This window comes from Desulfovibrio sp. DV (genome assembly GCF_001936595.1).
Classification (GTDB): domain Bacteria; phylum Desulfobacterota; class Desulfovibrionia; order Desulfovibrionales; family Desulfovibrionaceae; genus Solidesulfovibrio.
In genome coordinates, this window is sequence record NZ_MLBG01000139.1 from 1 (window position 1) to 12,121 (window position 12,121).

8 protein-coding genes and 1 pseudogene are annotated in these 12,121 nt (G+C 64.8%); all 9 read right to left on the minus strand.

Annotation, left to right across the window (positions count from 1 at the left end):
* Positions 1-408: pseudogene (locus tag DVDV_RS20080) on the minus strand (succinate dehydrogenase/fumarate reductase cytochrome b subunit); the annotation flags it as partial.
* Positions 409-432: 24 nt separating this feature from the next.
* On the minus strand, positions 433-1,788 hold the full coding sequence (gene dctA, locus DVDV_RS20085; RefSeq protein ID WP_075356362.1) for a C4-dicarboxylate transporter DctA: 1,356 nt from the start codon (positions 1,786-1,788) through the stop codon (positions 433-435).
* A 352-nt stretch (positions 1,789-2,140) separates the two neighbouring features.
* Positions 2,141-4,918 carry a PAS domain S-box protein gene (locus tag DVDV_RS20090; RefSeq protein WP_075356363.1) on the minus strand — a complete coding sequence of 926 codons (2,778 nt, stop codon included), beginning with the start codon at positions 4,916-4,918 and terminating at the stop codon, positions 2,141-2,143.
* Positions 4,919-4,929: 11 nt separating this feature from the next.
* Positions 4,930-5,385, minus strand: a complete 456-nt coding sequence (locus DVDV_RS20095) for a CreA family protein (protein WP_075356364.1) — start codon at positions 5,383-5,385, stop codon at positions 4,930-4,932.
* A gap of 122 nt (positions 5,386-5,507) precedes the next feature.
* The gene (locus tag DVDV_RS20100; RefSeq protein WP_075356365.1) at positions 5,508-7,283 is read right to left on the minus strand and encodes a putative 2-aminoethylphosphonate ABC transporter permease subunit; all 1,776 of its coding nucleotides are present in this window, start codon (positions 7,281-7,283) and stop codon (positions 5,508-5,510) included.
* Positions 7,284-7,350: 67 nt separating this feature from the next.
* Positions 7,351-8,454: a putative 2-aminoethylphosphonate ABC transporter ATP-binding protein gene (locus tag DVDV_RS20105; protein WP_075356366.1), complete on the minus strand. Its 1,104-nt coding sequence runs from the start codon at positions 8,452-8,454 to the stop codon at positions 7,351-7,353.
* Positions 8,455-8,577: 123 nt separating this feature from the next.
* Entirely contained in the window at positions 8,578-9,588 is a 1,011-nt protein-coding gene (locus tag DVDV_RS20110) for a putative 2-aminoethylphosphonate ABC transporter substrate-binding protein (RefSeq protein ID WP_075356367.1), read from the minus strand.
* Between the two features lie 272 nt (positions 9,589-9,860).
* Positions 9,861-11,879, minus strand: coding sequence for a tetratricopeptide repeat protein (locus tag DVDV_RS20115; RefSeq protein ID WP_075356368.1), 2,019 nt, complete (start codon positions 11,877-11,879; stop codon positions 9,861-9,863).
* The coding region (locus DVDV_RS23010) for a hypothetical protein (RefSeq protein ID WP_217694149.1) at positions 11,849-12,121 on the minus strand (273 nt) is incomplete at its 5' end. The genes DVDV_RS23010 and DVDV_RS20115, both read right to left, overlap by 31 nt.

A 12,121-nucleotide genomic window follows, 5' to 3' on the forward strand; every position in this document is an offset into this window, starting at 1 on the left:
GGTCAGGATCACCCAAAGATGGATGCCTCCCATGATGAGGATGCCCATGGCCGTTACGGCCTGGACGATCCACAGCCAGGTATCGGGATGGCGCATGCGCTGGGCATTGGCGAGCATGATGCGCTGCTGTTTGGTATTAAAGGGAATCTTGCGGGCGGCCAGGACGAAGTGGACCAGGAAGCACAGGAAAATGAGCGGGCCGCCGACCTGGGCCATGTAGGTGGCCTCGAAAAACCAGGCCAGGCCGTTCATGACGCCGGGACCGAGCAGGATGCTGGAGACCAGGATCAGGTGGCTCCACATGAACAGGACGAGCGTCGCTCCGGTGAGCATCTGCACCCAGTCGAGATAGGCCGAGAGCTTGCCGATGGGCAGTCCCTCGTGGGTTGCCGTGGTTGGAACGGACATATCGGGTATCCTCCGTCAGAGTGATTACGATTTGGTGGGGACGGATTCGGCCGATTCCTCAAGGATGAGCATATCCTCGGGGTCATCGGCGTATTCGTCGTCGGTGCCGGCCAGGACGGCCTGGAGCTTGTTCATGTCAAGCGCGTTTTCCCATTTGGCCACGACGATGGTGGCGATGCCGTTGCCGATCAGGTTGGTGATGGCCCGGGCTTCGGACATGAAGCGGTCAACGCCAAGCAGCAGCGTCAGCGAGGCGACCGGGATGGTGCCCACGGTCTGGAGCGTGGCGGCCAGGGTGATGAATCCGCCGCCGGTGACGGCAGCCGCGCCCTTGGAGGTCAAAAGCAGCACGAAGAGCAGGTAGAGCTGGTGGCTTAAGTCCAGCGGCGTGTTGGTGGCCTGGGCCAGGAACACGGCGGCCATGGTCAGGTAGATGCAGGTGCCGTCGAGGTTGAACGAATAGCCCATGGGCAGGCACAGGCCGACCACGGACTTGTCGGCTCCGGCGTTTTCCAGTTTGGCCATCATGCGGGGCAGCGCCGCCTCGGAGGAGGAGGTGCCCAGCACGAGCAGGATTTCTTCCTTGATGTAGACGAGGTAGCGCCACAGGGAGAAGCCGGAGAACTTGCAGACCATGGCCAGGACCACGAAGATGAAGATGATGCAGGTCGTGTAGACGCCGAGCATGAGGTAGAGGAGCTTTAAGAGGGCTTCATGACCCTGGGAGGAGACCACGTAGGCCATGGCCCCGAACGCGCCAAGTGGCGCGAAATACATGATGTAGTGGACGACCTTGAACAACCCTCGCCCGAATTCGTCAATGATCTTGATGATGTTTTTGGCCTTGTCGCCGAGGTTGGCCAGACCGACGCCAAAGAGGATGGAGAAGAAGAGGACCTGGAGGATTTCACCCTTGGCAAAGGCGTCGACCACGGATGTGGGGACGATGTTCATGAGGAAGTCCACGGTGGACATCTTCTTGGCCTTGCCGGCGAACTCTTCGACCTTGGCAATTTCCTTCTGGTTGGCCTGCATCTTGGCGGCATAGTCGTCCATGCCGGCGCCGGGCTGGTAGAGGTTGACCACGACGAGGCCGATGGCCAGGGCAAAAAGGGTCATGGTCCAGAAGTAGAGCATGCATTTGATGCCCACCCGTCCGACTTTCCCCATATCGCCCATCTTGGCGATGCCGGTGACGACGGTGCAGAAGATGATCGGCGCGATGATCATCTTGACCATGCGGATGAAGGCCGTGCCAAAGGGCTGCATACTTTCGGCAAAACCTTTTGTCGCCGGCACGAGGCCGAGGATGATGCCGACAACGATGCCGGTGATGACCCAGAAATACAGAGACTTGTAAATTGCCTTGTGGCCGCTCATGTGGACGCTCCTTACGGACGCTCAACCGAAGATCAGTGCGTCCGCGTTTGGCCGGATAGGCCGTGAGGTCTGCGCCAGTAAACGGAGTTGGTGCACTCCGTCCCGCCCCCCGCCATCGAGACCTGTCCGGCGCAATCGCGCCAGACGAGTTTGCGCAATAAAGGGCAAAGACCGTGCCAAGTGCAATGAATCAACGTGTTTTAATAATGCTTTGTATTTTCAGTGCATTGTCAGAAAGCAAGATGGGTCGCCAGGAAGGATGTGTGGCGTAGACATGGGGCATAAACGCCACACCTGTGGCGCATATGTGGCATATGCCACACCCTGGCCCGCCCCGGTCGCCCCGCAGCAATCAGGCAATGTCCAGACGGGCCATGTTCCGGTACAGCGTGCGCCGGTCCACCCCGAGAAGCCGCGCCGCCTGGGACCGGTTGCCCCCGGACTGGCGCAGCGCGCCAAGGATGGAGTCGTGGGTCAGGCTGCCGCGCCAGGGCTGGCGGACCGTGGCCGCAGCCGGTATCTGGACGCTTGGAGCCAACAATTCCCGCGGCAGGTGGGCGATGCTGATTTCCCCCTCCGGGCACAGCACGCAGGCGTGTTCCATGGCATACTTGAGTTCGCGCACGTTGCCCGGCCAGGGGTAGTCCATGAGGATGCCCATGACCTCTTCGGACAGCCGGGTGATGGTCTTGCCGAAGTTGGCGGCAAAGTGGCGCAGGAAATGTTCGGACAAAAGCGGGATGTCTTCGGCCCGCTCCCGCAGCGGCGGCAGATGCACCTGGACCACCTTCAGGCGGTAGTACAGATCGGTCCGGAAAAGCCCGGCCCGGATGCGCTGGGGCAGGTCCACGTTGGTGGCGGCGATGACCCGCACATCGGCCTTGCGCGTCCTGGCCTCGCCCACTCGCTCGAATTCCTTGGTCTCAAGCACCCGCAACAGCCCGAGCTGGAGCCGGGGCGAGACGTCGCCGATTTCATCCAAGAGAATGGTGCCGCCCTGGGCGGCCTCAAACCGGCCCACCTTGTCCCGGATGGCCCCGGTAAAGGCCCCGCGCACATGGCCGAACAGCTCGCTGCCAAGCAGTTCGTCGGACAGGGCCGAGCAGTTGACCCGGATAAAGGGCTTTTTGGCCCGGGGGCCGCCGAAGTGGATGGCCTCGGCCACCAACTCCTTGCCGGTGCCGGATTCGCCGGTGACGAGCACGGTGGTGTCCACCTCGCCGAGCTGGTCGAGCATGGGGTAGATGTCGCGCATGGGCTTGGATTTGCCGATGATGCCCCGGTGGCTGTGCAGGTCGGTCAGCCGCCGCTCCAGGTCGGCCAGGCGGGTGATGTCGCGGATGATGAGCACCGCGCCGACAAAGGCCCCGGATTCGCCGGCCAGCGGCATGGAGTTTATGACCACCACCCGCCCCGGATTCTGGCCCAGGCATTCCACCCGGTATTCAAACACGGCTTTTTGGGTGGCAAGGGTGGAGCGCAGCGCTGCAAAACAGCCCCGGCGGCAGGCCCCGGACACCACCTGCTGGCCGCCGGGACCGGTCAGGATGTCGCCGACAAAGCACACGTCGGTCAGGGGCCGGTTGGTCTTGACCACCCGCATCTTGGTGTCCACCACCACGATGGCGTCGGGGATGGCCTGGAAGATGGCTTCGAGGTTGAGCTGCAGGCTTTCCTTTTCAGCCAAAAGCTCCCGCATCTCTTTTTCGGCCCGCACCCGTTCGGTGATGTCCTGGACGATGGCCATGAAATAGAGCGGCCGGCCGGCCACATCGCGGATAAGGCGCACCGACAGATGGACCCAGACAGTCTCGCCGTCGCTTCGGACATAGCGCTTGTCGATCTCGTAGCGGTCGAATTCCCCGGAAAGCAGGCGTTCGGCCCAATCGATGGTCTCGGCCACGTCCTCGGGGTGGGTGACCTCGAGCATGGACTTGCCTTGCAGTTCCGTGGCGGCGTAGCCGGTGATGCGGCACAGGGCGTCGTTTATGCGCAAAAAACGGTAATCAAGCGACAGGATGCTGGCCCCGATGGGCGACTGGTCAAAGGTGCGGCGGAATTTTTCCTCGTTTTCCCGCAACACGCTCTCGGCCTGTTTGCGGTCGGTGATGTTGCGCACGATCCAGACGCTGTGGTCCGGGCCGCCCTTGTGGTGGAAGCCGCTGGCCGAAACTTCAAGCGGCACGGTTTCGCCGATGGTCCCAAGGCCGGTGAGTTCGCCGCGAAACCGTCCGGTCCCGGCCAGTTCGGCCAGGGCGTCGGCGAGGTGGCCCTCGGTGTCGTCGATGATGCCGGCAAGGCCCATGGCCGCCAGTTCGGCTTCGCTGCGCCCGAAGATGCGTTCGGATTCCGGGTTGGCCGTGACAATGGTGCCGGCCGCGCCGCACAGGATGACCCCGTCGATGCTGCCGGTGACAATGGAACGGTAGCGCTCCAGGATGTCGTTGTAGGCTTCCTCGGCCTGTTTGCGGGCCGTGATGTCAATGTTGAGGCCTTCAATATACCGCACGCCCCCGGACTCGTCGCGCACCACCCGGGCCGCCTGGGAGATCCATTTGATCGTGTGGTCCTTGCGGAAAAACCGGGTTTCCAGGCCCGTGACCCGTCCGTCCCGGGACAACCGCTCCAGGAAACGGTCGCGGTCGGCCGGGTCCACATAGAGTTCGGTGCGCAGGTCCGACAGCGTCTCGATCATGTCTGCCGGGCTGTCGTAGCCGAGGATGGCGGCCAGGGCCGGGTTGACGTCCAGGAACTGGCCGCCCGGGGTGGACTGGAAGATGCCCTCCACGGCATTGGTGAAAAAGCCCTTGTACTTGTCCAGGTCGTGGACCATGGCCGTGACGTCGGCCATGGAAAAGACGTAGAGCGGCTCGCCGCCCAGGCGCAGGGGCCGGCGCGACAGGACGAACCAGCGCACTGCGCCGTCCGGGTCCAAACGCGACACCAGGGCTCCGTGCCCGGCCGGCGGCTCGTGGACCGATACGGACAGGCCCAGTTCGCTCCAGCGCGGGGAGACGACGCCGGAGAGGTCGATGCCAAGCAGCCGTCTGGCCTCGGCATCGGCCTCGGCCACGGCTCCGTCGTCGCCGACCAGCACCACGCCGACGGCTATGGAGTCAAAGGGCGTCATCGGGTGCGGGGCTATGGCACGATGACGGTCGAGATGGAGTTTTTGGGTGACCCGGAAACGATGCGCCGGCTGATGGCCAGATAGATGATGGCTTTGCGCTTGGCATCGTAGAGCCGGTTGACCTCGGTATCCTTGAAGATGATGGAAGTCCCCTCGGAGAACACCTTCTTTTTCTTGGGAAGTTTCTCGGGCAGGGTGATGGGGCAGGTCTGGCGGCAATCCAGCGAGAATTCCGACGGGTCCTCGGCCAGTCCGACTGCGCCGGATATGCCGCCGGTGCGGGCCTGGCTCATGTAGCAGGTGACGCAGGGCACGTCGGGATCGTCAAAGGCGTTGACGCAGACCTTGTGGTTGGCCCCGACAAGCTTCCATTCGGTGGTGACGCAGTCGAGTTCTTCGGCAAGTGCCGGGGAAACCGCAGCCAACAGGGCGGCAGCGGCAAACAGACAGCAGAGGGTGCGGCGCATGGTCGGCCTCGTGGTTCGGGTTGACTGGGACGAACGCACCCTACGCCAAAAGCGGGTTGATCGCCACCGTTGCCGCCCCGGCCGGACCTGATGCGTTTTGCCGTCTGCTTCGCGGGGCGCGGTCAGGGAGCCATCCAGCGCTGGCTGCGCCGGGACAGACGGGCGGCGGCTGCGCCAAAGAGCAGGCGCACCAGGATGCTGACGGCCACGATGCACACCGACATGGCGGCGGCCGGGGCGGTGTCCCCGGCATCGTCCATGTTGGCCACGGCCACCGAGGCCAGGGGGAGGTCGGCGCTGTAGAGAAAGATCACGGCCGAGACCGTGGCCATGGCGTTGACAAAGAGAAACTGGGCGATTTCCAGGACGGCCGGCAGGCATACCGGCACGGTGACCCGCCAGAAGGTCCGGTAAAAGGGCACGGCCATGGACTCGGACACCGCTTCGAATTCCTTGTCGAGCTGCTTGAGCGCCGTGGTGGCCGTCAAAAAGCACACGGAATAAAAGTGCACCACATTGGACAGCACAAGCAGGCCCATGGTGCCGTAGAGCCAATGGACCGGGCTTGGCAGGCGCACACCGGCCACCTGCCAGGCCGGGGCGTTGAAAAAAAAGATGTAGGCCAACCCGATGACCATGCCCGGCAGGGCCAGCGGGGCCATGGACAGGAAATAGGCGGTCTGGCGCAGGGCCGAGGCCCCCCGGGTCTTTTCCACGAGATAGGCCGATCCAAAAGTGGCGGCCGTGCCGAGGATGGCGGAAAGGCCGGCCATGGCCACGCTGTTGCCCAGGGCAGCGTAACCGCCGCCGCCCATGTCGCCGAAACGGAAATGGCGCAGTGACAGCGACAGGTCATAGGGCCACACGCGCACCAGGGAAGCAAGCAGGGCGGTGCCCAGAAAGATCAGGAGCAGCAGGGCGATAAGGCTGCAAAAGGCGAAATACAGGCGGTTGACCAGGGCCGTTTCGCACGGCGGCAGGGGCACGGCCCGGGCCACGATCAACGCGGCCTGGCGACGCTGGGCCAGCCGGTCGAGGAAAAAGGCCAGGAGGGTCGGGAAAAGCAGCACCACGCCAACGGTTGCCCCCATGGCGAAATTCTGCTGGCCGATGACCTGTTTGTAGATGTCGGTGGCCAGCACGTTGTACTGCCCGCCCACCACCTTGGGCGCGCCGAAGTCGGTAAACGACAAAATGAAGCAGACGAAGACGGCGGAGAGCAGGCCGTATTTGACGCCGGGCAGGGTCACCGTAAAAAAAATGCGGGGCGGAGAGGCCCCAAGGGACCGGGCCGCCTCATAAAGCCGGGCGTCGGTGGTGCGAAGGGCGATGGATAAGATGAGCATGGCCTGGGGAAAGGTGAAGATCGTCTCGGAGATGATGATGCCGACCGGGCCGTACAGGCCGATGTCCCAGCCGGCGTCAATGCCGAGGGTGCGGCTTGCGAATCCGAAAAAGCCCGTGGTTACGAGGCCTTTTCGCCCGAACAGATAGATCAGCGTAATGCCGTAAAGGAGTGTCGGGGCAAAAAGCGGGGCCATGGCCAGCCCCCGGAAAAACCCCTTGCCCGGGATGGCCGTGCGGGTCAGGCCATAGGCAAAGGCAAAGCCCAGGGGCACGGCCAGGGCCGTGGTCCAAAGGGCCACGCGGAGGCTGTTGGCCAGGGACCGGGACAGGGCCGGGTTGGCGAAATAGGCCCGGAAGTTGGCCAGTCCGACAAAGGTGCCGCTGCCGTCGTAGAGGCTTTTGGCCAGGAGCTGGCCAAGGGGCAGGACCACCACCAGCCCCAGCCACAGCACCACGCCAAGGAGCAGGAGCGCCCGAAGCCGGCGTTCGGAGAAAAGCGGTTCCCGCCAGTCGGACTGGTCCGGGACAGGGGGGGCGGCGTGGCCGGTCATGGCGTTTCCAAGTGGCGTTTCCTGCCGTGGCCGGGCCCGGGCGGAAACGGTTTGCCGTCCTGGTCGGTCAGGCCGCCTGATAGGCGCTGACCCGGTCCGGGGGCAGGAGGATTTGCAGGAGCCGTCCCGTTTCCAGGCCAAGCTCCCTGGCCCTGGCTGCGGGCAGGTCGGCCTCGATGGCGGTTTCGGGCCGGGGGTCGGCCAGGGCCAGGGTGACGCGGGTGGTTGCGCCGCGAAATTCCAGGCCCGACACACGGGCCGGCAGGCGTTCGTCGGCCGGCAGTTCTTCATGGCCAAGGACGACGTCTTCCGGGCGGATGCCAAGTGTTGCCGTCTGGCCGGTCTCGATGGCCTGGGGCTCGCGCCAGACGGCCAGGGTGCGCCGGCCGAGCTGGTAGACGCCCTGGCCGCGTTTTTGCGCCCCGGCCAGAAAATTCATGGAGCCGATGAAGGCCGCCACAAAGGGCGTGGCCGGCTGGTCGTAGATGGCCCGCGGCGTGCCGTGCTGGACCACCCGGCCGTGGTCCATGACCAGGATGCGGTCGGCCATGGTCAGGGCTTCTTCCTGGTCGTGGGTGACCATGATGGCGGTGACCCCCAGGCGGGTTTGCAGGGCCTTTATCTCGCCGCGCAGACGGGCGCGCACCTTGGCATCCAGGGCCGAGAGCGGTTCGTCCAAAAGCAGGATGTCCGGGGACAGGGCCATGGCCCGGGCCAGGGCCACCCGCTGCTGCTGGCCGCCCGAGAGCTGGGCCGGATATTTGCCCTGCAGCCCGGTCAGGCCGACCAGGGACAGCAGTTCGTTGACCCGCCGGGCGATGTTGCCGCCGGCCTGGGGACCGCTGCGCAGGCCGTAGGCCACGTTGTCGGCGGCGGTCAGGTTGGGGAACAGGGCGTAGGACTGAAAGACGATGCCCACGTTTCGCCGGGACACGGGCAGGGCCGAGACATCGCGTCCGCTTATGACCACGCGCCCGGCGTCCTGGCGCTCCAGGCCGGCCACGATGCGCAACAGCGTGGTCTTGCCGCAGCCGCTGGGGCCAAGGACGCTGACGAATTCGCCCCTGGCCGCGGTAAAGCCCACGTCGTTTAAGGCGGTGAAGCGGCCGTAGCGTTTGACCACGTTTTGCGCGGCCAGATAGCTGCCGTCGGCGCCCGGTGTCTGATCCATGGTGTGCCGTCCGTGTCCGGTTGCCCCGGGCCGGTCTGGCGGGGGAAAGGTCTGCCCGCCAGACCGGCCCGGGGCAACCTCTGCGGGGAAGCTGCATCGCGCCCGCAGTGGTTGCCGCTAGGTTTATTTTTTGGGTTCGCTCTTGCCGTCGTAGCGTTTGGTCCATTCGGCCAGGATGGCGTCGCGGTTTTTGGCGGCCCAGTCGAAATCGTTTTTGATCATTTGTTTGGTCGGCTCGGCCGGGTAGCCTTCGGGGATGGGCGTGCCGGTCGGGTAGCCGGTGACGGCGAAGCTCTGGGCGTATTCCTGCATGGCCTCAGGGGACACGGCCCAGTCGAGGAAGGTCTTGGCCTCGGGCTTGATGGCCGCCTTTTTGACCAGGGCGTTGGCTTCCAGATCCCAGCCCGAGCCTTCCTTGGGGAAGACCGTCTCGATGGGTTCGCCCTTTTTCTTCTGCTGCAGGCCCCGGTACCCAAACGAGATGCCGATGGTGGACTCGCCGGTGCCGGCCAGTTTGCAGGGCTTGGAACCGGAATGGGTGTAGCTTGAGATGTTGTCGTTTAACTTGTCGAGATAGGCCCAGCCCTTTTCCTCGCCCATCAGTTGGAGGATGGCCGAGACGGTGAGAAAGCCCGTGCCCGAGGAGGCCGGGTTGGGCATGGTCACCTGGCCTTTGTATTCGGGCTTGATGAGGTCGGCAAAGGATTCGGGCAGGGGCAGGTTCCTGTTTTTGAGCTCCACGGTGTTGACGCAAAAGCCGGTCATCCAGGCGTCGATGCCGTACCAGACCGGGGGGGTGCCCGCGTCTTTAAAGGACGCCAGAACCTTGCCGCCATCGGCCGGGGTGTAGGGTTCGAGCAGGCCGGCGGCCTTGAACTGCATGAGGCTGACGGCCGAGAGGCCCCACACCACGTCCGCCTGGGGATTGTCCTTTTCCGCCAGCAGTCTGGCCGTGACGATGCCGGTTGAATCGCGCACGAATTTGACGTCGATGTCCGGGTGTTTTTCCTTGAAGCTCTTCATATAGCGGGGGATCTGGTCATCCTCCAGGGCGGTGTAGACCAGGATCTCGGCCGCCAGGGCGTTGGCGGCCAGGATAAGGACAGCGGCAAGGGCCAAAACGATGCGTTTCATGGCGGGTGTTCCTCCGGGATTTGGGCCGGCCGGGAGACCGGGCAAGGCCGATGCGCCGTGGAGCGGGGCCGCCCCAGGACGTATATTCCCGATACTCCCCGTCGCCGGTTACCGTTTCATGATTAAATCGGGGCGAGGGCGTGTCGTGGCCGGGAGGAAGGCGCTTTTGGACAGGACAGGCATGGCCGGCCGCCGGAGGGTTTTCTCCTGCGGCCGGCATGGGGTCGGATTGGTCTGTTCGGGAAAGGCGGTCCGGGACGGGGTGTCGGGCCTTAGCCGTAGACGGCCGGGTCCGTGGCCAGCCGGCGGTCGCGGGGGATGGGGCGAAGCCGGTTGCGCCGGGCCAGCCGCTCGGCCCACCAGCCATGGTAGTCCTTGATTCCCTGCACCTCGGACCCCTCGTGGTCGAACTGGCTGCCGACCTCGAGATAGATATCGAGGTTGGCCAAATCCGGGCGCGGCAGGGCCTTGGCCGCAAAGTCCTGCCACATGGTCTCGTACAGGGCTTCCAGGCCGGCCACCAGGCCGGGCATGTCAAAGAGCGTGGCGCTGTCCCGGCTGGCGGCCAGACGCTCCCGAAGCGGGGCGATGGCGGCAGGATCGGTGCCCAGGGCCACGGCCTGCTCGACGTAGGCGTCAACCGTGTCGCAGACCAGCTCCGGCAGGCCGGCGGCGCGCACCAGACTGCCGCATACCCGGGAGGCAAAGGACCGGCCGCTGACCGTCAGCACCGGCACCCCGGTCCACAGGGCGTCGGAGGCGGTGGTGTGCGCGCCGTAGGGCGTGGTGTCCAGGAACAGGTCGGCCAGGGCGTAGCGGGCCAGATGGGCCGGGTTGGCGGCCTTGGGAGCAAAAACCAGCCGTTTGGGGTCGATGCCCCGGCTCTGGGCGTACTGGCGCAGGCGCTCGTTGACGTCGTCGCCGCTGGCCAACAGCCACAGCACGCTGCCCGGAACCCGGGCCAGGATGGTGAGCCAGCGCTCGAAGGTGGCCCGGTGGATTTTGTGCGCGCCGTTAAAGCAGCAATAGACCATGGCCTCTTCGGGCAGCCCGGCCTCGGCCCGGCCGGGGCGGTCCGGGGCCACGGTCCGGTTGCGGTTGCTTGGCTGGTAGCAGGGCAGGCGCAGGACCTTTTCGGAATAGTAGGCCTCGTGGGATTCGGGGACGATCCAGTCGTCGGCGATGAGATAGTGGTGGTAGGGGCTGCCCATGGTCCCGGGGTAGCCAAGCCAGTTGACGATGACCGGGGCCGGGCGCAGGGCCACGAGTTTGAGCCGTGCGTCGCGGGTGTAGCCGTTTAAATCGACCAGGATATGGATGCCGTCGTCGGCGATGCGTTTGGCTGCGGCAGCGTCGTCGAGCTGGCTTATGGGCACGAAGTGGTCGGCCGTGGCCTGGAAGTGGCGGTGGAGCGGGTCCACGGCGTCGATGCCGCAGTAATAGGCAAAGACCTCCACCCGGCTGCGGTCGTGCAGGCCGAAAATTTCCGACATGAGATAGCCCACGGCGTGTTCGCGCAGGTCCGAGGAGAGATAGCCGATGCGAAGGGGGGCTGTCCCCTCCCGGACGGCCTTTGGCCACTCGGCCATGACGCCTGGCAGGCTGCCGACGTCGAGCTTGTTGTAGTGGTCGGCCAGGGCCAGCTGCCACAGCGGATCGTCGGTGTAGGCGGCGGCGGACAGGGGCGACATGCCGTCGACCAGGATACCCCGCTCCACGCGCTCGGAGGCCAGGGCCACCGGCCATTTGCACTGGCGCTGGCGCAGGGCCACCAGATGCTGGATGACCTCGCGCTGCTGCCGGTCAAGCTCCAGGCTCTCGCGCAGCATGTTCTCGGCGGCGTCGTCCTGGTTGACGGCTTCCAGGGCCCGGGCGCTTTGATTGAGCGCCGTGGTCTTGTGGGTGACGGCCGGGCCGTTGACGGCGGCCATCCGGGCCAGGGCCGCCGACCACTGGATAATGGCCAGCCCGATCTTGCCCAGGCGTTCGTAGATGCGGCCGAGATTGATGTAGGCCGGCATGAAATCGGCGTTTATGGCAATGGCCTGCTCCAGGCACTGTTGGGCCTCGGCCAGCTTGCCGACATCGGAAAGCACCACGGAATAATTAAACAATACGGCATACAGGAGCGGATCGTCCGGGTTGTGCCCGATCCAGGCCGCATAGGCGGCCTCAACCGAAGCCGTCTGCCCGCTTTGCTTGAACGTTTCGGTGGTCCGGATGAGGTCCGGAACGCTCAGACTCCCCACCATGGACTGTATCAGGGCCGGAGACAAAACATCATTGGACATGGCGCTTCTTGTGTCCTTGCGTGTCTGTGCCGGAATACGGCCTTACGGCTGCTCCGACGTGTCCGTTGCGTCGCCCTCGCCACCTTTTCCATTGGCAGATCGCCCCTAGGTCCGGCGCTCTCGATGGCGGCCAGTTGTTCCGGAGTCATAGCGGCAAGCTGGGTCGTTGTAAACGCATCGATCTGGGTGGCGTTCAGGGCTTCGATTTCCGTCGTGGTCAGGGCGGCGATGGTGGTTTCGGC

Coding starts and splice junctions, on each gene's coding strand:
- dctA (WP_075356362.1), bottom strand. CDS start 1,788: ATGAGCGGCCACAAGGCAATTTACAAGTCTCTGTATTTCTGGGTCATC.
- DVDV_RS20090 (WP_075356363.1), bottom strand. CDS start 4,918: ATGACGCCCTTTGACTCCATAGCCGTCGGCGTGGTGCTGGTCGGCGAC.
- DVDV_RS20095 (WP_075356364.1), bottom strand. CDS start 5,385: ATGCGCCGCACCCTCTGCTGTCTGTTTGCCGCTGCCGCCCTGTTGGCT.
- DVDV_RS20100 (WP_075356365.1), bottom strand. CDS start 7,283: ATGACCGGCCACGCCGCCCCCCCTGTCCCGGACCAGTCCGACTGGCGG.
- DVDV_RS20105 (WP_075356366.1), bottom strand. CDS start 8,454: ATGGATCAGACACCGGGCGCCGACGGCAGCTATCTGGCCGCGCAAAAC.
- DVDV_RS20110 (WP_075356367.1), bottom strand. CDS start 9,588: ATGAAACGCATCGTTTTGGCCCTTGCCGCTGTCCTTATCCTGGCCGCC.
- DVDV_RS20115 (WP_075356368.1), bottom strand. CDS start 11,879: ATGTCCAATGATGTTTTGTCTCCGGCCCTGATACAGTCCATGGTGGGG.